Annotated in this window: 20 protein-coding genes and 1 pseudogene; 15 read left to right on the forward strand and 6 right to left on the reverse strand. The window is 47.7% G+C overall.

The genetic code is table 11. From position 1 onward, the window contains the following. The first annotated feature begins 169 nt into the window (after positions 1 to 169). Positions 170 to 1,618, forward strand: coding sequence for a polysaccharide deacetylase family protein (locus AC6EJC_RS12145; RefSeq protein ID WP_444954172.1), 1,449 nt, complete (start codon positions 170 to 172; stop codon positions 1,616 to 1,618). An 81-nt stretch (positions 1,619 to 1,699) separates the two neighbouring features. On the opposite strand, the gene ilvD is transcribed toward AC6EJC_RS12145, so the two are convergent. The 3 genes and pseudogenes from ilvD to AC6EJC_RS12160 all read right to left on the reverse strand — a co-directional run bounded on the left by ilvD (position 1,700) and on the right by AC6EJC_RS12160 (position 5,191). Beyond that, positions 1,700 to 3,388, reverse strand: a complete 1,689-nt coding sequence (gene ilvD / locus AC6EJC_RS12150; protein WP_444954173.1) for a dihydroxy-acid dehydratase — start codon at positions 3,386 to 3,388, stop codon at positions 1,700 to 1,702. Between the two features lie 354 nt (positions 3,389 to 3,742). Further along, positions 3,743 to 3,982, reverse strand: a pseudogene (locus tag AC6EJC_RS12155) (KGG domain-containing protein); the annotation flags it as partial. 174 nt (positions 3,983 to 4,156) lie between these two features. After that, on the reverse strand, positions 4,157 to 5,191 hold the full coding sequence (locus tag AC6EJC_RS12160; RefSeq protein WP_444954174.1) for an acyltransferase family protein: 1,035 nt from the start codon (positions 5,189 to 5,191) through the stop codon (positions 4,157 to 4,159). 314 nt (positions 5,192 to 5,505) lie between these two features. Here AC6EJC_RS12160 and AC6EJC_RS12165 point away from each other — a divergent pair, with 314 nt between their 5' ends. The 4 genes from AC6EJC_RS12165 to mgrA all read left to right on the forward strand — a co-directional run bounded on the left by AC6EJC_RS12165 (position 5,506) and on the right by mgrA (position 8,938). Further along, on the forward strand, positions 5,506 to 6,312 hold the full coding sequence (locus AC6EJC_RS12165) for an alpha/beta fold hydrolase (RefSeq protein ID WP_444954175.1): 807 nt from the start codon (positions 5,506 to 5,508) through the stop codon (positions 6,310 to 6,312). A gap of 14 nt (positions 6,313 to 6,326) precedes the next feature. Then, a complete protein-coding gene (locus AC6EJC_RS12170; RefSeq protein WP_444954176.1) occupies positions 6,327 to 7,097 on the forward strand; it encodes an HAD family hydrolase in 771 nt (256 codons plus the stop codon). Next, positions 7,094 to 7,834, forward strand: coding sequence for an NAD-dependent protein deacylase (locus AC6EJC_RS12175; protein WP_444954177.1), 741 nt, complete (start codon positions 7,094 to 7,096; stop codon positions 7,832 to 7,834). The genes AC6EJC_RS12170 and AC6EJC_RS12175 overlap by 4 nt, the downstream gene beginning before the upstream one ends. 84 nt (positions 7,835 to 7,918) lie before the next feature. Continuing rightward, positions 7,919 to 8,938, forward strand: a complete 1,020-nt coding sequence (mgrA, locus tag AC6EJC_RS12180; protein WP_444954178.1) for an L-glyceraldehyde 3-phosphate reductase — start codon at positions 7,919 to 7,921, stop codon at positions 8,936 to 8,938. Positions 8,939 to 9,135: 197 nt separating this feature from the next. On the opposite strand, the gene AC6EJC_RS12185 is transcribed toward mgrA, so the two are convergent. Continuing rightward, positions 9,136 to 10,002 carry a helix-turn-helix domain-containing protein gene (locus AC6EJC_RS12185; protein WP_444954179.1) on the reverse strand — a complete coding sequence of 289 codons (867 nt, stop codon included), beginning with the start codon at positions 10,000 to 10,002 and terminating at the stop codon, positions 9,136 to 9,138. 221 nt (positions 10,003 to 10,223) lie between these two features. Between AC6EJC_RS12185 and AC6EJC_RS12190 the strand changes: the two genes are divergently transcribed. The 10 genes from AC6EJC_RS12190 to ptsP all read left to right on the forward strand — a co-directional run bounded on the left by AC6EJC_RS12190 (position 10,224) and on the right by ptsP (position 23,125). Next, on the forward strand, positions 10,224 to 11,402 hold the full coding sequence (locus AC6EJC_RS12190; protein WP_444954276.1) for a galactokinase: 1,179 nt from the start codon (positions 10,224 to 10,226) through the stop codon (positions 11,400 to 11,402). Position 11,403: 1 nt separating this feature from the next. Continuing rightward, on the forward strand, positions 11,404 to 12,393 hold the full coding sequence (gene galE / locus AC6EJC_RS12195) for a UDP-glucose 4-epimerase GalE (RefSeq protein ID WP_444954180.1): 990 nt from the start codon (positions 11,404 to 11,406) through the stop codon (positions 12,391 to 12,393). Positions 12,394 to 12,410: 17 nt separating this feature from the next. Then, the gene (locus AC6EJC_RS12200; protein WP_444954181.1) at positions 12,411 to 14,054 is read left to right on the forward strand and encodes a UDP-glucose--hexose-1-phosphate uridylyltransferase; all 1,644 of its coding nucleotides are present in this window, start codon (positions 12,411 to 12,413) and stop codon (positions 14,052 to 14,054) included. A gap of 187 nt (positions 14,055 to 14,241) precedes the next feature. After that, positions 14,242 to 15,405 (forward strand): iron-containing alcohol dehydrogenase, encoded by a 1,164-nt coding sequence (locus AC6EJC_RS12205; RefSeq protein WP_444954182.1) that lies wholly within the window; start codon positions 14,242 to 14,244, stop codon positions 15,403 to 15,405. Between the two features lie 174 nt (positions 15,406 to 15,579). Continuing rightward, positions 15,580 to 16,098, forward strand: coding sequence for an NfeD family membrane protein (locus AC6EJC_RS12210; protein WP_023989884.1), 519 nt, complete (start codon positions 15,580 to 15,582; stop codon positions 16,096 to 16,098). 48 nt (positions 16,099 to 16,146) lie between these two features. Continuing rightward, positions 16,147 to 17,682 carry a flotillin lipid rafts scaffold protein FloT gene (gene floT, locus AC6EJC_RS12215; protein ID WP_444954277.1) on the forward strand — a complete coding sequence of 512 codons (1,536 nt, stop codon included), beginning with the start codon at positions 16,147 to 16,149 and terminating at the stop codon, positions 17,680 to 17,682. Between the two features lie 192 nt (positions 17,683 to 17,874). Further along, on the forward strand, positions 17,875 to 18,750 hold the full coding sequence (glcT, locus tag AC6EJC_RS12220; RefSeq protein WP_444954183.1) for a glucose PTS transporter transcription antiterminator GlcT: 876 nt from the start codon (positions 17,875 to 17,877) through the stop codon (positions 18,748 to 18,750). A 238-nt stretch (positions 18,751 to 18,988) separates the two neighbouring features. Then, the gene (ptsG, locus tag AC6EJC_RS12225) at positions 18,989 to 21,034 is read left to right on the forward strand and encodes a glucose-specific PTS transporter subunit IIBC (RefSeq protein WP_444954184.1); all 2,046 of its coding nucleotides are present in this window, start codon (positions 18,989 to 18,991) and stop codon (positions 21,032 to 21,034) included. A gap of 110 nt (positions 21,035 to 21,144) precedes the next feature. After that, positions 21,145 to 21,420 carry an HPr family phosphocarrier protein gene (locus AC6EJC_RS12230; protein ID WP_013372579.1) on the forward strand — a complete coding sequence of 92 codons (276 nt, stop codon included), beginning with the start codon at positions 21,145 to 21,147 and terminating at the stop codon, positions 21,418 to 21,420. Continuing rightward, the gene (gene ptsP / locus AC6EJC_RS12235) at positions 21,413 to 23,125 is read left to right on the forward strand and encodes a phosphoenolpyruvate--protein phosphotransferase (protein ID WP_444954185.1); all 1,713 of its coding nucleotides are present in this window, start codon (positions 21,413 to 21,415) and stop codon (positions 23,123 to 23,125) included. The genes AC6EJC_RS12230 and ptsP overlap by 8 nt, the downstream gene beginning before the upstream one ends. Positions 23,126 to 23,245: 120 nt before the next feature. Here the strand turns inward: ptsP and gcvPB are convergent, their stop codons facing one another. Further along, positions 23,246 to 24,742, reverse strand: coding sequence for an aminomethyl-transferring glycine dehydrogenase subunit GcvPB (gene gcvPB / locus AC6EJC_RS12240; protein ID WP_444954186.1), 1,497 nt, complete (start codon positions 24,740 to 24,742; stop codon positions 23,246 to 23,248). Further along, complete coding sequence (gene gcvPA, locus AC6EJC_RS12245; RefSeq protein WP_444954187.1) at positions 24,739 to 26,094, reverse strand: aminomethyl-transferring glycine dehydrogenase subunit GcvPA; 1,356 nt, start codon at positions 26,092 to 26,094, stop codon at positions 24,739 to 24,741. Before gcvPA ends, gcvPB begins: the two co-directional genes overlap by 4 nt. Positions 26,095 to 26,117 lie beyond the last annotated feature (23 nt).

The raw sequence follows: 26,117 nt of genomic DNA on the forward strand, positions 1-26,117 counted from the left end.
ACGACTCCTTTAAGATTTTTACTTATTGTACACTAAATTGGACCTCAATGCTGACCATATACAATAGTGAAATCTCGGCATGCTTACGTCTTTATGCTAACATATAAGTAAGTGAGTTTTCCTCAGGAAGCCTGCTTGGGAGTTCAGAATAGAAAAGTGGGGATAAAACGTGCAGACTTTGCTGTTATGGATGTTTTACATTTCAACTTTTTATGCTTTTGTTCCGGCGCTGGTTAGTCGTATATTTGGGTTCCGGGTGTTCCGGCGCGGCAAAAGTGAGCAAGAATATGCGCTCACCTTTGATGATGGTCCTGATCCAGTGTATACATCACAGTTGCTTGATTTACTAAAGCGTTTTGATGCCAAGGCTACTTTTTTTGTTGTAGGGATGAATGCAGAAAAACACCCTGAGCTTCTGAAACGAATGCATGATGAAGGTCATCTGATCGGTATTCATAATTATGTGCACAAATCGAATTGGCTGATGCGGCCTGTTACCGTCAGAAGACAAATTGCCCAGACAGAGTCAGTTATCCGTCGAGTAACTGGCGAAGGAACGACCTTTTATCGTCCGCCTTGGGGGATTGTGAATTTTTTTGATATTTCCAAAACCAATGGTCGTCGAATCGTATTATGGTCTTCCATGTTCGGGGACTGGAAGGCCAGCATCGGAGCGAAACAATTAGCGGAGAGAATGCTCAAAAAGCTGAGGGGTGGCGAGGTGATGCTGCTCCATGATTGTGGTACGACATTGGGGGCAGACGTAGAAGCGCCACAGAATATGCTAATCGCGCTGGAGAAGCTACTGATGGTCGCGCAAGAACGGCAATTACGTAGCGTACGGGTGGATACATTGTTTTGCCGTCAGTCTGTCAATAAACCCACTGCCTCCGAGATGTCCAGTACGGGCTGGTTTAAAAGAACGCTGGTATTCGGATGGCTACAGTACGAGCGGTTATTCCACGCTTTGTTCCGTCTTCGTCCCGTAAGCAAGGAGGATACGATCTTTTATTATCGTCGCCGTATCTATCATGGGCCAAATGTAAATATGGAGAACGGCAGGTGGCTAGAAAAAGGGGACCCGGTAATCGAGCTTCATTTTGATAATAAAATGTTGTTTCAATTGGGTTCGACGGCAAAGTCTATGGTGCATCTAGCTATTCAATTGATTCGGATTGTGAAAAGACAGCTTCCTGATCTTGCCCAACGGATTGTACATGATTCTGGAATGAATGGTGTAAAGGCGATCTATGCAGTAAGTATGATTCATCGGGGACCAGAGAAGTTGGGATTTCAAGTTCGAGAGCTTCCCCAAGGACTGTTCAAGCATGTGTCCACCGTATATTTAAAGCTTTTATTTAGTGTCATCCATCCTTCGGGTTCAGAACAGTTGAGTGAAAAAAAAGATGTAATGGTACCGAAACTGATTGTGATGCCAATGGATACCTTGTTTGACCGTTTCCATCAGGGAGGCTCACTCAGCTCAGACCAAGCTCTTGATCAAACTAATCAGAGGGATGTTGTCCATACACTCAACCGTGAAGTGACCGAAGAGGCTAATCCTGTTCAGACATCAGTCAGGGCTTCACAAGCAGCGGATACAGGATCAAGCAATTGACCTAATAAAAAAAGCCTCTCGATCCTTTGTTAGGGGTCGGGAGGCTTTTTAGCCGTTCATAAAGCATGTCTTAGCAAAGCTTTAGATTTTCATAATTCCGCCGTTACTTGCGTTTGTTACCAGCTTGGAATAACGCGCCAGGTAGCCCGTTTTCACCTTCGGCTCGAAGCCTTTCCAGTTGGCGCGACGACGTTCGAATTCTTCGTCCGTAATTTGGAGCTCAATCTTACGATTGTTCAGGTCCAGCTCAATGATATCGCCATCCTCAACAAAAGCGATAGGTCCGCCTTCTGCGGCTTCGGGAGAAATATGACCGATGGAGATACCACGGGAAGCGCCTGAGAAGCGTCCATCTGTAATCAGACCAACCTTGGCACCAAGCCCCATACCCACGATTTGCGAAGTTGGAGCGAGCATTTCAGGCATACCAGGTCCGCCCTTTGGACCTTCATAACGGATAACAACAACGTGTCCTTCGGTGATTTTACCGTTGGCGATGCCAGCCAATGCTTCTTCCTGTGAATCAAAGCAGATGGCAGGACCTTTGTGATAACCACCAACAGAAGGATCAACTGCACCGACTTTAATGATAGAGCCTTGCGGTGCCAGATTGCCGAATAATACAGCCAGACCGCCGCGCTCGGAATAAGGGTTGTCCAGCTTGTGGATGACGTTAGTGTCCAGAATTTCCTGACCCTCTACGTTTTCACGAATGGTTTTTCCGGTTACAGTAATACAGTCACCATGCAGTGCGCCCGGTTTCTTCAACAGTTCATTCAGCACCGCGCTTACGCCGCCTGCATTATGAACATCCTCGATGTGGTAGTCGGAAGCAGGTGCCAATTTGGACAAATGAGGTACGCGGTTTGCGACTTCATTAATACGTTCGATAGGGTAGTCCACTTCAGCTTCATGAGCAAGTGCCAATGTATGCAATACTGTATTCGTGGAACCGCCCATCGCCATATCGAGTGCAAATGCATTATCAATGGCTTCTTTAGTCACGATATCACGTGGTTTAAGATCGAGCTTAATCAATTCCATCAATTGGCGTGCAGATTGTTTGACGAATTCTTTACGTTCTTCCGCTACTGCGAGAATGGTGCCGTTACCTGGCATAGCCAGACCCATCGCTTCAGCGAGACAGTTCATGGAATTCGCTGTGAACATCCCTGAACAGGAGCCACATGTTGGACAGCCATATTGTTCTAATTCAAGCAAGCTTTGATCATCGATTTTACCAGCCTGGTATGCACCTACGCCTTCGAAGACGGAGGTCAGGGAAATAGATCGTCCGTTCTTGTCTTTACCAGCTTTCATAGGACCGCCGCTGACGAAAATAGTCGGAATGTTAACACGCAATGCCCCCATCATCATGCCGGGAGTAATTTTATCACAGTTAGGAATGCAGACCATGCCGTCAAACCAGTGCGCGGAAACGACAGTTTCAAGAGAGTCGGCAATAATTTCGCGACTTGGCAGAGAATAACGCATACCGATGTGTCCCATGGCAATGCCGTCATCTACACCAATGGTGTTAAACTCGAAAGGTACACCGCCTGCGTCACGAATGGCCTGCTTGACAATTTTGCCAAATTCCTGCAAATGGACGTGGCCCGGTACGATGTCAATATACGAGTTGCATACCGCAATAAACGGTTTGTCAAAATCTTCTTCCTTGACACCCGCTGCGCGCAGCAAGCTGCGGTGAGGAGCGCGGTCAAAGCCTTTTTTAATCATATCGGAACGCATTTTCGTCTTAGCTGTCATGATGCTGGTTTCCCCCCAAAGTATAAAAATAGTATGGCGTTCAATTGACGCCGTAATAGCGCAGATGTTTTCTAAAGAGTCTATCATAGATGTGCGCATTTTTCTACATATATGAAGATTTTGAAAAAGTATAAGAAGTGTTCTGTAATCAACAATATATAGATATGAGGAGTTTTATTTGTCTATATATTGCATCTAGAAAAGGTTAGAATTTGATTTTTCGAAATTCTGATATACTGATATGTTTGCGTATCAGGGTAAATATGAAAGAGCCCATTCCGCAATAAAGCGGATGGGCTCAAGCTTGTTTTTATGTTAAAGGAGGGAGGAATATGACACTATACCTTAATTTCTGCCGCCTTTACGACCGATGTCTCTGTAGAAATTTTTGTCATGCGACTCAGCTGTAGCATCGCCGCCTTTTTTGCCGATTTCTTGATAAAATTCTTTATCATGAGAGTTTGCGGTTGCTTCCCCGCCTTTTTTACCAATCTCCTGATAAAATTCCTTATTGTGCTTCTTAGAAGTAGCTTCTCCACCCATACGACCTGCTTCTTCGCGACTCATTTTACCCTGATTTTGATTACGTGCCATTACAAATCACTCCTTATTAAAAAGTTGTTTTTTGTTGCGCGCATCCTTTACTTACCACATCACGCCTATATGAAACAGGCTCTATGCGAAGTAAAGAGGGGTTAGGGGCACTTACATTTTCGTCTGTAAGTGGGTTGTCGCGTGTTCATTGTTAAATAAAGATGGATAAAAAGATTACGCGGACCGTCTAAAAAGATAAGGAGCTGGCTTCAGCATCCACTCTACCTGTGGCTCAATCAGAGGCCGTGTTGCAGTTCGAACCCAAGGCATGGTCAACAGACAGCACAGACCTGCGGCACACACTAGAATTAACATGACTTCCACTGGAGTATCTATATATTCGTAGACTCCCTTCGCAACAACGGTACGGACGATCAAGCCATGGAGTAAAAAAACATATAGTGTCCGCCGTCCCATCTCGGTTATACGTCCTGTGATGGCTGGAACAAAGCTTAGAAACGCCATGGATGCTATCCATTGAACTCCATAAATGCCGATGCGGTAAATCCCTGCGTACCATTCGGTATGGCCCAATTCACCATAAGTCATGTTGCCATAGAGCCAGCCTGCCGGGATGCCGAAATATGATGTTCCCGCCAGGACCATAAGCAGAAGAGATACAATGCCAGCAATTATGCGGACTGGAGCTGTGAAGAAGCGTCGAACGTCCGCATAATTCAAATGATAACCTGCTACAAAGTAAGGCAAATAAACAAAGGTTCTGCATACGCTTAGCCATATACCATCCACTGGGAGATATCCGACAAGGATACCTAGTAGCACGGATATACCCAATTGGAAGGCAGGTGGTACTTTCTGAAAAGACAGCATCAGCAGTCTCCAACAGATATGGCTGGCAAGGAACCAGAGTAGCAGATAAGGAGCAAAAAAAGAATGATGGATATGGGGAACGTGGAAGAGTGCAACATCCAAGATCGAATAGAGCGATTGGAAAATAAGATATTGCATACCGATCTGAAGCAGAACTTTTCGGCCTGCCAGTCCGGTCAAAGATGTTTTGGCAAAGTAGCCTGTGACGAGTACAAACAACGGCATATGAAACATGAATATCCAGCTGAACCCTTGTTGGGCAATATGAAGTGAACCGACCAGTGGCTCCAGGGCATTCCCTGCAAATACGCATATAATCAACAGAAATCGCAAATTGAGAAAAAAGCTTTCCCCTTGTACATCATGGCTTGTCGTCATGTGTTTCCCTCCGAACGGCTTCTGCCGACTGAACTATTTAAAAAATAATTCTTTACAAGGAACAAGGTACGATACTCTGGATCTTACCATTGTGATTTTATTCACAATGGTAAGCGCTATCATGTCCTTATTATGTGGCGAAAGCTTGAACAACGGATAAAGATGGGCTAATGCCTGGAAATGTATGCTGATTTGACCCTGTATGTGGAACGATGTTACCCTAACAAGGCTATAGTTACGCTGATGAATACAGCGACACATTTTATATTCAAATTACGAATTACGAGGCATGAAAGTCGAAAGGAACTTTTACAATGAGAAGAAGAACAAGAAGATCATACAATTCATATGGGACACGCGGTCCTCGGAAAATATGGAAAATTCTCTTAGGCATCCTGATTGTCATTGTGCTGATCGCAGGGTGGGGAGCATGGAAGGTATTTACACCTTATCAGCCTGACGAGACGGCCGCTGCTGCATTAGCTGAAGTAGCAGATGCTGTGAAGGTAAATGAACAAGAACATTGGGTCGGTTTTGAGCCTGTAAAAAGAAGCGGAGCGGGAGTCATTTTGTATCCAGGGGCGTTGGTGAAACCCGAAAGTTATGCGCCCTTGGCACGTCGTCTGGCGGAAAAGGGTCATCATGTGATCATTGTAAAAATGCCACTGAACCTTGCAATGATCTCCCCGGATCTGGCGAATGAAGTGCTGAAGGCATATCCGAATGAAGCATTTGTTATTGGAGGCCATTCGTTAGGCGGTGTGATGGCGGCCCGATATGCAGCTGCACATCCTGATCAGGTCAAAGGTGTATTTTTCCTTGCTTCCTACCCAGATAACAAGGGTAATTTAAAGGATAAAAATCTGCCAGTTATTTCTCTACTAGGAAGTGACGACGGAGTCATCCAGATGGAAAATGTCCAAAGTGGAAGAACTTATTTACCAGCTAACACGCTGTATTTTACAGTCGAGGGCGGGAATCATGCCCAATTCGGCAGTTATGGTGCCCAAAAAGGGGATAACTCTGCGAAAATTAGCGCTATCGAGCAATGGAATCAGACGGTAACGGCTTTACAGGACTGGATGAAAGAGAGTGTGGATTCAGCTCCTAAGAACCAGTAAAGGAGGTGTGCTGCATGTCTGAGCTGATCGTGCAGGGGGAGCGGTACCCATGCCGTGGCATTTTATTGGATAAAGATGGCACGTTGCTGGATTTTATTCAGTTGTGGGGCCCCTGGGCTCGTTCTATACTGGATATGATGGAGCAGCATCTTACCGTGGCGGGTGCCGGTTTTACGGTAGAAAAAGGCAACGTTCTAGGTACTGTTCACGATCTGGAGGGACGTGTAATCGGTTATGATCCTTCTGGCCCGCTGGCCATGGGGACGGTGGACGAAAGTACGGGTGTACTGGCTTGGCAGCTTTATACTGCCGGTGTACCGTGGAATGAAGCTGTGCGGCTTGTTCGCGACTTTAATAAAACGGCGATGGCTGATATTCGGCGACATCGGGCAGCAAAGGTGTTTCCGGGGTTGCGGACGTTGCTGGAGCAAAGCCGCCGCGCCGGATTGAAGCTGGCGGTTGTGACCTCTGACAGTACAGAGGCTGCACAGGAGCATTTGGAGTGGATGGGGCTGACATCTTATTTTGACGAGGTCATCGGACACGATAGGGTTACATACGGCAAGCCTGACCCGGAAATGGCTGAAAAAGCCTGCGCGTTACTAGGACTGTCGCCGGCGGACGTAGTAGTCATTGGAGACAGCAATGGGGATATGCAGATGGGCAAGCGTGCCGGAGTACGGTTAGCCATTGGATTTGCGCCGGAGCCGGAACGTTCCGGTCATTTGCTGGATGCGGATAAGGTCGTTCGTGGATATGAAGAGCTGGAGGTGCGTAGAGCATGAAAGTAAATACGTTGGCGGAATGGATACAGCAATCGCAGAATATTGTTTTTTTCGGTGGAGCAGGGACATCGACGGAAAGCGGTATTCCGGATTTTCGTTCGGCAGCAGGCTTGTATCAGAGTGAGGAAAAATTGCCTTATTCCCCTGAGGTTATGCTTAGCCGTTCTTTTTTTGTGAAGCATCCTGAAGTGTTCTTCGGCTTCTATCGCAGCAAAATGCTGCATCCCGATGCGGAGCCGAACGGCTGCCATCATTTCCTGGCGTCATTGGAAAAGCAAGGCCGCCTTAAAGCTGTTGTGACACAAAATATTGACGGATTACATCAGGCTGCAGGCAGTGTGAATGTACTGGAACTTCACGGCTCGGTGCATCGCAACCACTGTATGGAATGCGGACGCTTTTACAGTCTAAATGAAGTGATGAACAGCTCTGAGGTAGTACCCAAATGTCCGATAGATGGAGGAATTATCAAACCGGATGTCGTTTTATATGAGGAGGAGCTGAATCAGGATACCATTATTCAATCCGTTCAGGCCATTTCTCAAGCAGATCTGCTGTTAATTGGAGGAACGTCGCTGACAGTGCATCCTGCGGCGGGTCTGATTACTTATTTTCGCGGTAAACATACAGTGCTGCTAAATACAGATCCCACCTCGTATGATCACAAGGCGGATCTTTTGATCACCGATCCAATCGGTAAGGTTATGGAAAAACTCGGTCATCAATTGGGTTTGTAATCGTTTTCTTGTCAACGCCCGGATAAAAGCGCTATGATGATGTTGTGATGGACATAACAATGTTTCGAGAGAGGCTGGGATAGCATGGTTTATTTAGCTGGCGAGGATCGTTATGAAAGTATGAAATATAACCGTACAGGGAGATCGGGTCTTAAATTGCCCGCTATTTCGCTGGGCTTGTGGCACAATTTTGGCGGGATTAACAACGCGGAGAATGGCCGTAACATGATTACTCGCTCCTTTGATCTGGGAATTACGCATTTTGATTTAGCTAATAACTATGGCCCCCCTGCGGGATCAGCTGAGGAATTTTTCGGACAAGTATTAGCCAGTGATATGAAACCGTACCGGGATGAGATGGTCATTTCCACCAAAGCGGGCTACCATATGTGGGCAGGGCCTTATGGTGACTGGGGATCTCGCAAGTATATGATATCTAGTCTGGATCAGAGCCTGAAGCGGATGGGGCTGGACTATGTCGACATATTCTACTCTCACCGATTTGATCCTGATACGCCGCTGGAAGAAACGATGGGGGCACTGGATCATATCGTACGTTCCGGCAAAGCCCTGTATGTGGGCGTGTCTAATTATACTGCGGAGCAAACGGCAGAAGCAGCTCGCATTTTGAAGGAGTTGGGAACCCCGCTTCTGATTCATCAGCCGAAATACTCTTTGCTCGACCGCTGGATTGAAAACGGATTACAAGATGTACTGGACGAAAACGGGATAGGCAGCATTGCCTTTTGCCCTCTGGCTCAGGGATTGTTGACGAATAAATATTTGAACGGGATTCCCGAGGATTCACGTGCAGCGAGTACATCGGTTTTCCTGAATGAGAATCATGTGACGCCCGAGACACTTCGCAAGGTTCGCGCCCTGAATCAGATGGCAGCCGCGCGTGGACAAAGTCTGGCTCAATTCTCGCTGGCCTGGGCTCTGCGCGGTGAACGTCTGACCTCTGTCCTGATTGGGGCCAGTCGTGTCAGCCAAATTGAAGAAAATGTTGCTGCCTTATCCAATCTGGACTTTTCTCAGGAGGAACTGGATCGGATTGATTCGATTCTGAATGCCGGGAACGGACAGGACAACGGTACAGCGTAAGGCAAAAAGATATTTGTAATGCATTGGCTTAATTTCACATCCTCTTATACGTAACAGCCCGCATCCGTTGAAGGATGCGGGCTGTTTGTCATTTTGGGGATTTTGGAGACCATGCTGTACCTGTCATTGCCTCTCTGTAAAAGAAGATCAATTGTCTGACAGAAACGCAGACCCCATGCAAACTGTTAAAGCCTACTCTATGGCTGTGGATATTGCTTAACTTTGCTTCGATACTCGGTCGGAGACTGACCACAGAAGCGTTTGAATTGACGTGAGAAATATAAAGCATCAGTTAATCCAACCGAAGCGGCCACTTGCTCTACCGATAGCTCAGGACGCTCGCGCAGCAGTTGACGTGATTTGTCGATCCGTAGCTTAAGCAGATAGGTGACGGGTGAGATGCCCGTTTCCTTTTTGAATATCCGTGACAAATACGCACGGTTATAACCCAGTCCTTCAGACATTTGCTCAATGGAAACAGGATGTGCGTACTGAGTGGACATATATTGAACCATATGCTTGACTGTACGTCGAATTTGTGAATCCGCCCCGGACGGATCAGTCCAGTCACTCAGATAATTGCCCGCTTCCCCCATAATCAGGTACAAATAGCCCAGAGCTGAAAGATGTGAACTAGATTTTCTACTGTAAAAGGCCAACTGCATTTGCTCCAAATAACCGGGGATGGGACTTTTATCGGAAGCATGGAAGACAGGCTGATGAATACGCAGTCCTGCTTCCTGCACAACTTGCTCAGTATGGTGTCCGGTAAACGCAGACCAACGATAACGCCACGGATATTCTTCATCGGAAGTATAGCTCACCAGCTGACCGGGATGGATAAGAAAAAAATCGTTTTCTTCAAGCTGATATGTGTGCTGTTCCGTTCGGAAGATGCCTTTGCCCGATTCTACAAAGTGAAGCAGATAGTAATCATAGATTTTCGGGCCCACGGCATGACCCGATTTGGTTTGGCTCTCTCCTGCAAAAAGCACATGCAGCGGGCTATTTTCATAAAACACCGGATTAGAGGCGACAGCATAACTATATGAATGCGCTTGCAAAATAGGGTCATCCTTCCTGCATTTGTGAATAGTTTAGCGGATGCGGTATACTTACATTGTACATATCCAAGTCACATTTATCCATAGCTTAAACACATGGATGCATTACATTGTGTGACGCTTTCATTTATACTGAAATCATAAGAAATGTCAACCTGATTAAGATGATTACAGGGAAATCAGGGGGACCTTTACTAACGGTGAATGAGGTGGATGCGGATATGAACTCTACTGAATTAAAGAAACATTTTATTGAAAAATATGGTGAAAGCAGTTATGAACTGCGGATATTTCATGCACCTGGACGTGTCAATCTGATTGGAGAGCATATCGACTATAACGGTGGTTATGTACTCCCGGCTGCGCTGGAATTCGGAACGACGCTGATCCTTCGTGCGCGCAATGATGATGAAATTCATTTTGCTTCGACAAACCTGTCGTATGAAGTGTCTATCTCCCGCGGAGAAATAGGTAAAAACAAAACGGATGAGTGGGTGGACTATCCGGTGGGTGTGCTGGTGGAGCTAGCTGAAAAGGGAGTTTATCCGTCTAACGGATATGATCTGCTCTATCACGGAGAAATACCGAACGGTGCTGGATTATCCTCTTCAGCCTCCATTGAGGTTGTTACAGGATACGCGTTCCTCACTATCGAAAAACAGAAAACAGATACGGTCGAAATCGCTTTGTTGTCCCAGCGGGCAGAAAACAATTACGTTGGTGTCAATTGCGGCATTATGGACCAGTTCGCTGTAGCGAACGGAGCAGCTGATCATGCAATTCTACTGATGTGCGATACGTTGGATTACCGTAAAGTGCCATTCCGCACGGGAGATTATAAGTTGGTGATCGGCAATACAAACAAGCGTCGCGGTTTGGTGGACTCAGCCTATAACGAGCGTCGTAGTCAATGTGCCGAAGCACTGTCCATTTTGCAGCAACAGGAGCCGTCACTGGAATACCTCGCTCAGCTGGATGAGAAGCGTTTCGAAGAGCTTCAGCATCACATCGCGGACGAAACAGTGCGTCGGCGGGCACAGCATGTGGTGGAGGAAAACGCTCGTGTGTTGGCCTCTGTCGATGCTCTCGCGGCGAATGAACTTGCAACTTTTGGTCAGTTAATGAATGCTTCTCATGATTCATTACGCGATTTGTATGAGGTCAGCTGCACGGAGCTGGACGTCATGGTCGAAGAAGCACGACGCATTTCTGGCACGCTGGGTGCTCGTATGACAGGAGCCGGATTTGGGGGCTGTACGGTTTCGTTGGTTCATGAGGACGATGTGGAACGTTTTGTGAAGGAAGTCGGCGAAGCTTATCAGACCCGCACAGGGCTGGAAGCCAGCTTTTATGTATGCAAGGCAGGAGACGGAGTTAAAGAACTGAAGGAGGACGAATAACATGGCCATTTTAGTCACAGGCGGAGCTGGATATATTGGTTCACATACCGTAGCAGAACTGTTGGATCTGGGAGAAGAAGTTGTGGTGCTGGATAATTTGCAAACCGGGCACAAAGCAGCATTGCTTGGGGGCAAGTTGTATGAAGGGGATTTGAGGGATAAAGAATTACTGTCCAAACTGTTCTCTGAAAATAGTATCGACGCAGTTATCCATTTTGCAGCCAACTCACTGGTTGGGGAAAGTATGCAAAATCCTGGTAAATATTATGACAACAACGTATTTGGCACGCTGAGCTTGCTGGAGGCGATGAAGGATGCTGGAGTGCGCCGAATCGTGTTTTCCTCTACTGCGGCTACCTACGGCGAACCGGAAAAGGTGCCGATTGAAGAGGGTGACCGTACAGAGCCAACCAACGTGTATGGTGAAACAAAGCTGATGATGGAGCGCATGATGTCGTGGTTTGATAAAGTCTTAGGCATCAAATATGTGTCTTTACGGTATTTTAATGCGGCTGGTGCGCATGAGAGCGGCAAGATCGGTGAAGATCACCGACCAGAAAGCCATCTGATCCCGTTGGTGCTCCAGACAGCATTGAAACAGCGTCCACACATCTCTGTGTTTGGTGATGATTATGCGACACCGGACGGAACGTGCATTCGGGATTACATTCACGTGAGTGATCTGGCGGATGCTCATGTGCGTGCAGTAAATTACTTGCGGGAAGGCAATGAGAGCAACGTATTCAATCTGGGCAACGGACAGGGCTTCTCCGTGAAAGAAGTTATTGAGACGGCACGCAAGGTCACTGGGCTCGACATTCCAGTTGTTACAGAACCACGCCGCGCAGGTGATCCCGCAGTGTTGGTTGCATCTTCCGACAAGGCCCGTTCTGTGCTGGGCTGGAGTCCAACACGTACCCAACTGGAGGATATTATTAGCGGAGCATGGGGATGGCATCAGTCGCACCCTCACGGCTACGGCGACGAATAGACGGGAGACGATGACATATGAGCGAGCGCCATTCCGCAGATAAAGGCCAAGGCCGGGAACATTCCCGGCATCTGGCCCGTGACATCGGCGAAACTGTACAGCAATCTGCTCTATATGCGGTGGAGCAACTGGTTGCATTCGTACAAAAAAGGGGCTTGATTGGTCCGCAAGATACAGATTACAGCCGTAATCTGCTGTTGGAGCAGTTCGGGTTTTCGGAGCCTTATTCAGGTGGGGAAGCAGGGGGCATTATTGCCCCTGAAGCCCTCCAACCTGTGCTTAATGTATTGATAGATTATGGTTTTGCCACTGGACTTATCCCTGAAAACACAGATACGTATCGTGATTTGCTGGATTCCAAAATCATGGGACTGCTGATGGCGAGACCGTCTGAAGTCATCCGTGACTTTCATCAAACGGAGGCTGAACGTGGCATAGAGGCAGCGACAGATGCTTTTTATCAATTATCCATCGATTCGAACTACATCCGAATGGATCGGGTTGCCAGCAATGTGTACTGGAATCAGCCGACATCTTACGGAGAGATGGAAATCACGATTAATTTGTCCAAGCCAGAAAAAAGTCCCAATGAAATTGCGATGGCGAAGCTTCTTCCGCCACCTGTTTATCCCAAGTGTCAATTATGCCGTGAAAACGTCGGATATGCCGGAAGGGTAAATCATCCGTCCCGTCAAAATTTGCGTATCATTCCGGTGGAATTGAATGGGGAACCGTGGTTTTTTCAATATTCACCCTATGTGTATTACAACGAGCATTGCATCGTGTTCCATCATGATCATGTACCGATGAAGCTCACGAAGGATACGCTGCGGCGGTTGCTAGCCTTTACGAAAGCGTTTCCGCACTATTTTATTGGTTCCAATGCGGATCTGCCGATTGTCGGTGGATCGATCCTAACCCATGACCATTTTCAGGGTGGTCGTCATACATTCCCGATTGAAAAAGCGGGTGTGGACGGCGTATACCGTAATGAAGCGTTTCCGCAGGTTACGGCAGGTATTGTAAACTGGCCGATGTCGGTAATCCGTTTTACGTCAACAGATGCCGAGGCGCTGTTGGAGGCGGGGAATGCTGCTTTAGAGGCCTGGAAAGCTTATAGTGATCCTGTAGCCGACGTCCTCTCTCATACAGAGCAGGAGGGGGAAACGATTCCGCATAATACAGTGACGCCGATTGTGCGCCGGGATTCCGAAGGAAGGTATCAGATGGATCTCGTACTGCGCAACAACCGAACGAGTGAAGAGTACCCGGAAGGTATTTTTCATCCTCATCGCGAGATGCATCATATCAAGAAGGAAAATATCGGTCTGATTGAAGTTATGGGACTTGCTATATTACCGGGGCGGCTTAAGGATGAACTGGATGGAATTGCAGATATTTTGTGTGGGGACGACGAGCTGACTGTGGCTATGCAGCAGGAAGAACATCCGCTGTTTAAGCATGCAGACTGGATTTACCACTTAAAAACCCAGTTCGGTCGTCTGTCTGACAAGGAATCGGCTGTTCGTACCGTACAAAATGAGGTCGGACTGAAATTCAGTGAAATTTTAGAGCATGCAGGAGTGTATAAACGGAATCCGTCCGGTCAGCAGGCTTTTGGTCGTTTTATGAAACAATTGGGATATACTTTGGGAGAATAAAATAGCTTGCGCAACACATAATACAGTATGAGAACCCTCCCAAGATATTAACCATGGAACCATGCTCCTCAAGGAGTGTGGTTTTTTTTCTGAAAATAAAGCAGATTTGTTTCCTGTAACCGAAAAGGTTATAATAGAGTAGTTTCTTAACATTAAACTTTAGAAATATTGGAGGCGAGCGTTTGCGATGAAAGCATTCGAATTTTATAATCCTACACAATTGATCTTCGGTAAAGGACAATTGGAGGCTCTCAAGCGTGAAGTTCCTAAATATGGTAAACGTGTACTGCTTGTATATGGCGGCGGCAGCATTAAACGCAGCGGTTTGTACGATAATGTAATAAGCTTGCTAGGTGAAATCGGTGCAGAGGTAACGGAACTGGCCGGTGTAGAACCGAATCCTCGCTTATCTACAGTACATAAAGGCGTGGAATTGTGTAAAACACATCAAATCGATCTCGTACTGGCTGTGGGCGGTGGTAGTGTACTGGATTGCTCTAAAGCCATTGCTGTCGGTGCAAAATATGATGGCGACATGTGGGATTTTGCTGAGCGTAAAGCTTCCCCACAGGCAGCATTGCCACTAGGTACGGTTTTGACAATGGCAGCCACCGGTTCTGAAATGAATGCGGGTTCTGTCATTACAAATGAAAAAACACAGGAAAAATTGGGATGGGGCAGCGTATTTGCGTTCCCTGCGTTTTCTATTCTTGATCCGGTGAACACATACTCTCTGCCACAAAATCAAACCGTTTACGGAATCGTGGATATGATGTCACATACGCTGGAGCATTATTTCCATTTGGAATCTAACACTCCGGTCCAACTTGGCTGGTGCGAAACGATTTTGCGTACGGTCATTGATGCGGCTCCGGGTCTGGTGAACGATCTGGAAAACTACGAGTTGCGTGAAACGATTATGTATTGTGGTACGATGGCCCTGAATGGCTTCCTGAACATGGGGCTGACGGGTGACTGGGCTACTCACAATATTGAACATGCTGTGTCTGCTGTTTATGACATTCCACATGGTGGAGGACTGGCTATTCTGTTCCCGAACTGGATGAAACACAATCTGCATGTGAAGCCTGAACGCTTCAAGCAACTGGCTGTAAATGTGTTCCATGTGAACCCAGAAGGCAAGAGTGATGAAGAAGTGGCGCTGGAAGGTATTCAGGCGTTGCGTGATTTCTGGAACTCGATTGGCGCACCAAGCCGTCTGGCTGATTACGATATTGATGCGTCCAAAATCGATGTTATGGCTGATAAAGCTGTGAAATTCGGATCTTTCGGTGGCTTTAACAAGCTCAATCGCGAAGATGTAGTCGAAATTTACAAAGCATCCCTATAAACCGGCATTTGGATTATTTTAAGCACGTTTGTGCGTCATTAGGCGTACGAACGTGCTTTTTTGGGTTTGAATTGGAATATTGGAGGAAAATTTTGAAACTTTTTAAGGTTGAATACGTAAACATAGTTATAGACTGGAAACCAGACTGAAAAGGTATATGGAAGGAGGAGTCGCATGGAAACCATATTTTGGTGGCTATTGGCAGGGGGCGCTATCTTTACTGTAGTTAGTGTGCTGATCGGGGATGTACTCGGTGGTTGGCTGGATGGTGCATTGGAGCTGCCGGGCCTCGATTGGTTCAGACCAGTCGTTTTACTTGGAGCCATGACCGCTTTTGGCGGGGCTGGTGTACTACTGACAAAGTATACCGGGCTGAGCATGGGGTGGGTGGTTGTGCTTGCTTTAGGGATTGCGTTTGTCATCGGAATACTCGTGTTCTTTGCTTTTATAAAGCCCATGGCGAATTCGGAGGTATCCAGCGGCTTCTCCATGCGTGAGCTGACTGGCAGGATCGGTGAGGTCACCATTCCTGTACCTGAGGTTGGTTACGGGGAAGTTATGATCCGCTTGGGTGCAGGCAACACCATACATACAGCATCGAGCTTCGATCACAAGCCGCTAGCTGCGGGAACCCGTATCGTCGTGGTTGAGGTCGCAGAGGGCGTCGTCCGCGTAGCGTACCTGGACACATAGACGGCGCATTCGCTTAACATGAAGGGAGCGTGATCGGGAGTGTCAAATTTGCAAGATGTTGTGTTGGTCCCTGGAATTGTTGTCATCGTTATCATCATATTAGGGATCGCTTTTTGGGCCCGCTACAAAACGGTAGGACCGGATGAAGGGATGATCGTGACAGGTTCTTTTCTGGGAAATAAAAATATTTCCGAGGATGACTCTGGTCGCAAAATTAAAATTGTACGTGGTGGGGGTGCCTTCATTTGGCCTATTTTCCAGCAGTCCGAATTTATCTCTCTGTTGTCCCACAAACTGGACGTAACCACACCGGAAGTGTATACGGAGCAAGGAGTTCCCGTGATTGCGGATGGTGTGGCGATCATCAAGGTCGGCAGTTCTATTGAGGATGTAGCCACAGCAGCCGAACAGTTCATCGGAAAACCATTGGAGGCTCTTAGGGGAGAGGCTCAGGAAGTGCTGGAGGGACATTTGCGCGCAATCCTCGGCTCGATGACAGTGGAGGAAGTATATCGTAATCGAGATCGGTTTGCGCAGGAAGTACAGGGCGTGGCTGCTCGCGATCTGAAAAAAATGGGCTTGCAAATCGTTTCATTCACCATCAAAGATGTGCGTGATAAACATGGATATCTGGATGCGCTCGGTAAGCCGAGAATTGCCGCTGTGAAACGGGATGCAGAGATCGCAGAAGCTGAAGCCGTGCGGGATGCCCGGATTCAGAAGGCACGTGCGGAACAGGAGGGTCAAAAGGCCGAACTGCTGCGGGATACCAACATTGCCGAGGCAGCCAAGGAGAAGGAACTGAAAGTGGCTTCGTTTAAGAAAGAACAGGATACAGCGAAGGCAGAAGCTGATCAGGCCTATCACATTCAGGAGGCCCGTGCCAAACAAACTGCCGTCGAGGAGCAGATGAAGGTCGAGCTGGTGCGTAAGGAACGGGAAATTGATCTTCAAACGAAGGAAATTCAGGTACGTGAAAAGCAATATGATGCGGAAGTGAAAAAGAAGGCGGAAGCCGATCGGTATGCGGTAGAACAAGCGGCGGAAGCAGATAAATCGCGTAAAATGCGTGAGGCGGAATCGCTGCAATACTCGATCGAGACACAGGCTAAAGCGTCAGCTGAACAAAAACGTCTAAACGGGCAAGCAGAAGCGGATGCAGAACGTGCCAAAGGTACGGCAGACGCAGACGTCATCCGTTTGCGTGGTTTGGCGGAAGCCGAGGCTAAGGAAAAACTGGCGGAGGCGTTCCAGAAGTTTGGAGAGGCCGCTGTGCTCGATATTATCGTGAGAATGCTGCCTGATCTGGCTGGACGCATTGCCGAACCGATTGCGTCCATTGATAAGCTCACCGTTGTTGATACGGGTAAAGGAGAAGGAGCAGCGCGTGTCAGCAATTATGTCACCGAACTGATGGCGACGGCCCCCGAGATGCTTAAGAGTGTATCCGGTATTGATGTGGAGCAGTTAATCAAGGGGCTAACCACTGGGAAAAATGGTCTTCATTCCGTACCGTCCTCCGGTGAAGCGAATAAGCTGAACATTCAAGCCCCGGTTGAGGTAGCACCAACGGATAAAGAATAACGATAAGCCTTTGGGGAGCATATGCCCCCGAACCAAAAGACCGCTTTTCATCACAACATTTCCCGGAAATTGTGATGAAAAGCGTTTTCTTTTTATTGACCTTTAGCGGAATATTTGGTACTTTAACGTGGATTCCTCTGAGCTTCATGCTATAATTCTTAGGATCAAGGTTCTGATAAAAGAGGTGCGGATGTGAGCAGCCTAAAAGTGGCCAAAGCGCTGAATAACAATGTGATTATAGGGATGCATCCCGAGCATGATGAGGTTGTCGTGATTGGAAAAGGAATCGGTTTCAATCGCAGACCCGGCGATCTTATGCCGTTGGATTCAGTTGAAAAATTATTTATATTAAAAAGCCATGAAGAGCAGGAGCAATACAAACGATTGCTTCCTGAGCTGGATGAAAAGCTCATTGAGGTCATCGGTGAGGTGCTTCATCTTGTTCAACTTCAAGCTAAGAAGCCTCTAAATGAGCACATACTGATTGCTTTAACCGACCATATCGCTTTTTCCATTAACCGTCATAAACAGGGGATTACGATTCATAATCCGTTTTTGTATGAAACTAGGGAAATATATCCTCAGGAATACAAGATGGCTGAGCAGGCTGTTGCCTTAATCAAGGATAAGATGGATGTAGATCTGGGAGAAGATGAAATCGGATTCGTGGCCTTGCATATTTATAGCGCCATGACGAACCAGCATATTTCCGAGGTTAGGAAGGATTCTCGTCTGATTGCTGATATGGTTCAGGTAGTCGAGACGACGCTGGATTATCGTATTCCTCTCCAATCCCTTGATTATTCTCGTCTGCTGACTCATCTGAGGTTTGCGATTGAACGTGTGCGCCGGGGAGAGATCGTGCAGGAGATTTACCGATTGGACAAGCTTTTGAATGAGGAGTATCCGGAAATGTATATGCTGGCATGGAAGCTCACGAAGATTATGGAGAAAAGACTCCGTAAATCTGTGTATCCGGCTGAGGTTAGCTATTTGACGATGCATCTGCAGCGGTTGTCCCAACGCAAAGAGCAGGGAGAGCAACAAACAGTGATAAAACCGGAATAAAAAAGTATTGCCTCACTTTTAGTGGGGTGCTATAATCAATTCTGCAATGAGGAAGACAACAACTGAACATTTAACGTGTTACTGATTCGATCAGGCATGAGTTGCTTTAAGTTATGATTGTTTACAGCCTAATGGGGTAAGCTATATCCCAAGGTTGTGTTCAAACATACTTAAATCGGCTCATGCCTTTTTTGTTGTTTTGCCTCTGTTCTAAATTTCAGAGAAGGATGTGGAAGGTATGTTTAAAAAGCTTTTCGGCGTTTTACAGCGTGTCGGTAAAGCATTAATGCTTCCTGTAGCGATTTTGCCAGCTGCGGGGCTTCTATTGGGTATCGGTAACATGCTGGTCAATCCTGATTTTCTTCAGTACATTCCGGCATTAAATGCGGGCTGGGTTCAATCGGTAGCGACGATCATGATGAATGCCGGACAAATCGTTTTTGATAATCTGGCACTGTTGTTCGCAGTCGGCGTAGCCGTCGGTCTGGCGGGCGGAGAAGGTGTAGCAGGTTTGGCTGCGATCATCGGTTACCTCGTTATGAACATTACGCTGGGTACAGCCGTGGGTGTCACACCTGGTCTGATTGCTCAAAAAGTCCCGGGCTATGCAAACGTGTTGGGGATTCCAACGCTTCAAACCGGGGTGTTCGGCGGGATAATCATCGGTATACTGGCTGCTGCCATGTACAACCGCTTTTTCAAAATTGAGCTTCCTTCGTATCTGGGATTTTTTGCAGGTAAGCGTTTCGTTCCAATTGCAACAGCGGTATCCTCATTGATTGTCGGACTTGCACTGGTTCTGATCTGGCCTCCAGTTCAACAAGGACTTAACGCAGTATCTCACTTTATGGTGTATTCCAACCCGACTTTGTCGGCGTTCCTGTTCGGGGTTATCGAACGCGCGCTTATTCCATTTGGTTTGCATCACATCTGGTATTCACCGTTCTGGTTTGAGTTTGGCGAATATGTGAATAAAGCAGGTCAAACCGTTCACGGTGACCAGCAGATCTTCTTCAGCCAGCTTCGCGACGGAGTGGCGTTGACAGCAAGTACGTTCCAAGTGGGTAAATTCCCATTCATGATGTTCGGTTTGCCAGCAGCAGCGCTTGCGATGTACCATGAAGCAAGACCGGAACACAAAAAATATGTAGCAGGTATCATGGGTTCAGCAGCATTGACTTCTTTCCTGACAGGTATTACGGAGCCACTGGAATTTTCCTTCCTGTTCGTAGCTCCACTGCTGTTTGCAGTACACTGTGTATTCGCAGGTCTGTCATTTATGACCATGCAAATTTTACATGTCAAAATCGGTATGACCTTCTCTGGCGGATTTATTGACTTCCTGATTTTCGGGATTATTCCAACCCGTACGCCTTGGTGGTATGTAATCATCGTCGGTCTGATTTTGGCGGTTATTTACTACTTCGGATTCCGATTCATCATACGGAAGTTCAACTTGAAAACACCAGGACGTGAAGAAGCTACAGAAAATGTGGATAGCGCAGCAACCGGTAGTAGTGACGAGCTCCCACACAACATTTTGGCAGCTTTCGGCGGTTCATCGAATATCAAACATCTGGATGCATGTATTACACGTCTTCGGATCGAAGTTAATGAGAAATCAAACGTTGACAAAGCTCGTCTGAAACAACTTGGCGCATCGGGTGTCCTTGAAGTCGGCAACAACGTACAGGCGATTTTCGGTACACGTTCCGACACCATTAAATCTCAAATGGCTGATATTATGGCTGGACGCACACCTGCACCAGCTCCGGCACAACCTGCTCCACAAGAGGAGAAAGAAGCTGGAGAAGAGAAACAGACCATTATTGTAGAAGATATTGTGATGCCTGTTAACGGCGAATTGGTTGATATCTCGACAGTTCCCGATCCGGTATTTGCAGAACGTATGACAGGAGACGGCTTTGCGGTCGTGCCAAATGATGGAACGATTGTGTCCCCTGTTTATGGTAAAGTATTCAATGTATTCCCAAGCAAGCATGCTATTGGTATCCAATCCGATGGCGGTAAAGAAGTGCTTGTTCATATCGGGGTGAATACAGTGAAGCTTAAAGGTCAAGGATTTGACGTTTTGGTGAACGAAGGCGATCTTGTGTCAGCCGGCCAGCCTATTATGAAAGTAGACCTGGAATACGTGAAGGCAAACGCTAAATCCATCATCTCACCTGTCATTTTTACCAACCTTCCAGAAGGCTCTTCGGTAACTTTAAACAAAACTGGAGTATTGAAGGCTGGCGAAGATGGTATAATTACGATAAAATAAACTCTATGTGTTTCGGATTAGTTGATTGGGCGGCTTAGGCCGTCTGATCATCAGCCCGGTATACTGCGTGTAAACAAATATTATCTTTAGGAAAGTGGGAGGAACAAATTATGCAAACAACTTTTAGAATTACGGATGAAGACGGTATCCATGCACGTCCTGCAACTGCGCTGGTAAATACAGCTAACAAATTCAGCGGTGCTGAATCTTTTGCCGAAGCTAACGGTAAAAAAGTAACTTTGAAATCCATTCTGGGTGTATTGTCTCTTGGTCTGGAACAAGGTGATACCATTAACATTATCTGCGAAGGCGCTGAAGCTGCCGAAGCATTGAAAGCTCTTGAAAATGTAATCGTTAACGAAGGGCTGGGCGAAGTTCATGCTTAAAATTTCCGGGATTGCCGCTTCGGCAGGCATCGCCATTGCCCGGGCGTTTATCTTGGAGCATCCGAATTACGCTGTAGAGAGACGCGCGGTTGGTGATGTTGAAGCTGAAATTGCAAGATTGGATGCGGCTTTAGCAGAATCTCAAACCGAATTGGAAGCGATTAAGGAAAAAACGCTTCAGGAGCTGGGGGAGAAAAAAGCAGAAATTTTTGCATCTCACCTATTGATCCTGAATGATCCTGAATTGATCGATCCAGTTAAAGCTAAAATCAAAGACGAGCAACTTAATGCTGACTATGCTTTGGATGAAGTAGCTACACAGTTTATTTCCATGTTTGAAAACATGAAAAGTGCCTATTTGCAAGAACGCGCATCGGACATGCGTGATGTAACCAAGCGGATCCTGAATCACCTGCTTGGTGTTCATTTTGTCAGTCCTGCAGAAATTGCCGAAGAAACGATTGTGCTTGCAGAAGATTTGACACCTTCCGACACAGCTCAGCTGAACCGTGAATTTGTTAAGGGCTTTGCAACGAACATCGGCGGACGTACTTCGCATTCGGCTATTATGGCTCGCTCACTTGAAATTCCTGCAGTTGTGGGAACGAAAAATATATTGTCTCAAGCTAAAAGCGGCGATTTGATTATCGTCGATGGTCTGGATGGTCACGTATTCGTGAACCCTTCCGAAGAGATCGTTGCGGAATACCGTGCTAAACAGGTGGCATATGACAAGCAACGCGAAGAGTGGCGTAAGCTGCGCGGCGAAGCTACGGTTTCTGTCGATGGTGTTCATGTCGAACTGGCTGCCAATATTGGTACGCCTAACGATGTAGCTGGTGTTCTGGATAACGGTGGTGAAGGCGTTGGCTTGTACCGTACGGAGTTCTTGTACATGGGACGCGATAAGCTTCCATCCGAAGAAGTACAGTATACGGCGTACAAAACCGTTCTGGAAAGAATGGAAGGTAAACCAGTTGTAGTCCGCACTTTGGACATCGGTGGCGACAAAGAACTTCCTTATCTGGACCTGCCGAAAGAAATGAATCCGTTCCTCGGATTCCGTGCTATTCGTCTGTGTTTGGATCGCCAGGATATTTTCCGCACTCAATTGCGTGCTTTGTTGCGGGCGAGTGTGCATGGTAACCTGCGCATCATGTTCCCGATGATTGCTACGCTGAACGAATTCCGTGAAGCTAAAGCTGTTTTGTTGGAGGAAAAGGAAAAGTTGGTAGCCGAGGGTGTATCCGTATCTGAAGAAATTCAGTTGGGCATCATGGTAGAAATTCCTTCTACGGCGGTATTGGCTGACCAATTCGCAAAAGAAGTAGATTTCTTCAGTATCGGCACAAACGATCTGATTCAATACACAATGGCAGCGGATCGCATGAACGAGCGGGTTTCATACCTGTATCAACCATACAATCCATCCATTCTGCGTCTGGTGAAAATGGTTATTGATGCCGCTCACCGTGAAGGACGTTGGGTTGGTATGTGTGGTGAAATGGCAGGAGACACAACAGCAATTCCGTTGCTGCTGGGTCTGGGACTTGATGAGTTCAGCATGAGCGCAACTTCCATTCTGCCAGCACGTAGTCAAATCTCCAAGTTGTCCCGTGCGGACATGGAGAAACTGGCTACAAAAGCTCTGGACATGCAAACAGCCGAGCAGGTTGTTGAATTGGTACAAAGCATCGAAGGATAAGGAAGAGTATCACATTTTCAAAGGTTATATCTTTTTCCAACAAAAAATTGCTGTGTACATACAGCAGCCGGTATCTAAACAGATACCGGCTTTTTTGTATGCTTTAAGTTTAATTTGTTTTTAACTGCATGAGCAATTCAATACAGGTTTACGGGCTGCGGTGGTTTCGTCCAGTCGTGTGACTGGAGTGGTATATGGTGCATTGAGCAACAGCTCTGGGTTCTCTTCCGCTTCCCGCGCAATATGAATCATAGTGTCGACAAAAGCATCAAGCGTCTCCTTGCTTTCCGTTTCCGTCGGTTCGATCATGATGCATTCCTCTACATTCAGCGGGAAATAAATCGTAGGCGGATGGTAGCCGAAATCAAGCAATCGTTTGGCTACATCAAGCGTGCGTACTCCAAATTTCTTCAAGCCACGCCCAGACATCACGAATTCGTGTTTGCAATGTCCAGGGTAGGGCAGGTCAAAATGCGGAGCGAGCCGATGCATCATGTAATTGGCATTGAGTACGGCGCATTCGGATACCCGCTTTAAGCCATCAGGACCGTAGCTGCGGATATAGGCATAGGCACGGACGAGAATGCCGAAGTTGCCGTAAAAGGCTTTGACCCGCCCAATGGAATCTCCTTGCTCCCGGTCCCAGCGGTACATACCCTGCGGATCACGTACGACAAGCGGCTTGGGCAAATAGGGAATGAGCCGCTGCTTTACGCCGACGGGCCCAGCGCCGGGGCCGCCGCCGCCGTGCGGGGTACTCATCGTTTTGTGCAAATTGAGATGCACTACATCGAAGCCCATATCCCCGGGACGGGTAATTCCCATGATGGCGTTGGAGTTCGCCCCGTCATAGTAGAGCAGACCACCCGCGTCATGCACGATGGCAGCAATGTCAGTGATTTGCTTCTCGAACAGGCCAAGCGTGTTCGGATTGGTCAGCATGAGCGCAGCGGTGTCGTTGCCTACGGCTTGACGCAGCGCATCCAGATCCACCAGCCCCTCAGGAGTGGAGGGGAGGGTGACTGTTTCGAAGCCCGCGACGGTTGCGCTGGCGGGATTCGTTCCGTGCGAGGAATCCGGCACGAGCACCTTGGTACGTCGCTCACCACGTGCTTCGTGGTACGAGCGGATCATCATCAGCCCGGTCCATTCCCCATGGGCGCCAGCAGCGGGCTGAAGAGTGACGGCATCCATGCCGGTTAACGCAGCCAGATCATTTTGGAGCGTATGCAGCAGCTCCATGGCACCCTGGATGCTGTCCTCAGGCTGATATGGATGAATTTTGGCGAAGCCTGTATAACGGGCGACGTCCTCATTCACCTTCGGATTGTATTTCATCGTACAGGAGCCGAGCGGATAAAATCCGTTGTCGACGCCAAAATTACGCCGGGACAGGGCGGTATAATGCCGAATAACGTCTACTTCGTATACCTCGGGTAATGCCGCAGGTTCGCTGCGCAGTGCATAATCCGGCAAAAGCTCTGCCACCGGGCGACGGGGAACGTCGCACTCGGGTAGGGAATAGGCGATGCGACCCGGACGGCTCAATTCAAAAATGAGCGCTTGATCGTGTTCCTTCAACAGCCCTTGTTTCTGATCCTGTCCGGTGTGTGTCATAGCAATCCCCCCAAGGTGTGTACAAATTGGTCGATCTCTTCTTTTGTTCTTTGCTCCGTCACGGCAATCAGCATGTGCCCAGTAAGTTCTTCATAGTCCCGGCCCAAATCGTAGCCAGCGATAAATCCCGCAGCTAGCAGCTCGTCCTGAAGTTTGCTCATATCCGTACCCTCAGGCAGTCTAAGGGCAAACTCGTTAAAGGTCGGTGCGTTAAACGAGGCAGTTACGCCCTTCAAGCTCAGCAATTGCTCTAAAGCATAATGGCTTTTATGCAAATTTAGCTCGGCTACTTCCCTGATACCCTGTCTACCCATGACGGACAAGTATACAGATGCAGATAAAGCAAGCAACGCCTGGTTGGAGCATATGTTAGACGTGGCCTTTTCGCGGCGGATATGCTGTTCCCGCGCTTGCAAGGTCAGCACGAAGCCGCGTTTACCGTTACGGTCTGTGGTCTGACCGACAATACGGCCGGGGATACGGCGCATATGTGCCTGAGAAACGGCAAAGTAACCGCAGGTCGGACCACCGAGAGAAGAGGAGATGCCAAGCGGCTGCGCGTCTCCTACGACAATATCCGCGCCCTGTTTGCCGGGTGTCTCCAGCAAGCCAAGTGCCAGCGGGTTGGCACTGACGACCAAAAGCCCTTTGTGCGCATGGATCAGGTCAGCCATCGGCTTCAGATTTTCCACGGCTCCGAAAAAGTTGGGACTTTGGACCAAAACAGCCGCCGTCTGTTCCGATACGGCAGCCGCTAACGCATGGACATCCGTTACGCCGTCCGAACATCCGATCTCCACGATGTCCAAATCCAATCCGCGTGCATAGGCTGCCAATACCTGACGTGCCTCCGGATGGACGGACCTTGATACGATAAGCTGTTTACGGCGGGTGGCTGCGGCGGCCAGTGAGCCCGCTTCCGCCAGTGCAGTCGCTCCGTCGTACATGCTGGCATTAGCTACAGCCATGCCCGTCAATTCGCAGATATACGACTGAAATTCAAATATGGCTTGCAGCTCGCCTTGACTTACTTCCGGCTGATAAGGGGTGTAGGCTGTGTAAAATTCCGAACGTGAAGTGATGTGCTGGATGACGGATGGAATATGATGATCATAAATTCCTGCACCAAGAAAGCTGGCATGTGTATCTGTATTGGCGTTGCGTCCGGCCAGCTTAGCCAAGTGGCGGGTTAAGGCTCTCTCGTCAAGTCGGGAAGAAAGAGGGAGTTCCCCTTGATATCGAATAGCCTCTGGAATATCACTGAATAAATCATCAATGGATGATACGCCCACCACACGCAGCATTTCGGTTTGATCCTGTTCGGTCATGGGGAGATAGCGATGCTGCTTCATAGGTTCTGGCTCCTTTCGAAAAG

This window comes from Paenibacillus sp. TY11 (assembly GCF_059772165.1).

Excerpts from the sequence above, each read along its gene's own strand:
- galE (WP_444954180.1), top strand. The coding sequence starts at position 11,404 with ATGGCCATTTTAGTCACAGGCGGAGCTGGATATATTGGTTCACATACC.
- ptsG (WP_444954184.1), top strand. The coding sequence starts at position 18,989 with ATGTTTAAAAAGCTTTTCGGCGTTTTACAGCGTGTCGGTAAAGCATTA.
- AC6EJC_RS12190 (WP_444954276.1), top strand. The coding sequence starts at position 10,224 with ATGAACTCTACTGAATTAAAGAAACATTTTATTGAAAAATATGGTGAA.
- AC6EJC_RS12170 (WP_444954176.1), top strand. The coding sequence starts at position 6,327 with ATGTCTGAGCTGATCGTGCAGGGGGAGCGGTACCCATGCCGTGGCATT.
- ilvD (WP_444954173.1), bottom strand. The coding sequence starts at position 3,388 with ATGACAGCTAAGACGAAAATGCGTTCCGATATGATTAAAAAAGGCTTT.
- gcvPA (WP_444954187.1), bottom strand. The coding sequence starts at position 26,094 with ATGAAGCAGCATCGCTATCTCCCCATGACCGAACAGGATCAAACCGAA.
- AC6EJC_RS12175 (WP_444954177.1), top strand. The coding sequence starts at position 7,094 with ATGAAAGTAAATACGTTGGCGGAATGGATACAGCAATCGCAGAATATT.
- AC6EJC_RS12160 (WP_444954174.1), bottom strand. The coding sequence starts at position 5,191 with ATGACGACAAGCCATGATGTACAAGGGGAAAGCTTTTTTCTCAATTTG.
- AC6EJC_RS12165 (WP_444954175.1), top strand. The coding sequence starts at position 5,506 with ATGAGAAGAAGAACAAGAAGATCATACAATTCATATGGGACACGCGGT.
- gcvPB (WP_444954186.1), bottom strand. The coding sequence starts at position 24,742 with ATGACACACACCGGACAGGATCAGAAACAAGGGCTGTTGAAGGAACAC.
- AC6EJC_RS12200 (WP_444954181.1), top strand. The coding sequence starts at position 12,411 with ATGAGCGAGCGCCATTCCGCAGATAAAGGCCAAGGCCGGGAACATTCC.
- AC6EJC_RS12230 (WP_013372579.1), top strand. The coding sequence starts at position 21,145 with ATGCAAACAACTTTTAGAATTACGGATGAAGACGGTATCCATGCACGT.
- mgrA (WP_444954178.1), top strand. The coding sequence starts at position 7,919 with ATGGTTTATTTAGCTGGCGAGGATCGTTATGAAAGTATGAAATATAAC.
- AC6EJC_RS12210 (WP_023989884.1), top strand. The coding sequence starts at position 15,580 with ATGGAAACCATATTTTGGTGGCTATTGGCAGGGGGCGCTATCTTTACT.
- ptsP (WP_444954185.1), top strand. The coding sequence starts at position 21,413 with ATGCTTAAAATTTCCGGGATTGCCGCTTCGGCAGGCATCGCCATTGCC.
- AC6EJC_RS12205 (WP_444954182.1), top strand. The coding sequence starts at position 14,242 with ATGAAAGCATTCGAATTTTATAATCCTACACAATTGATCTTCGGTAAA.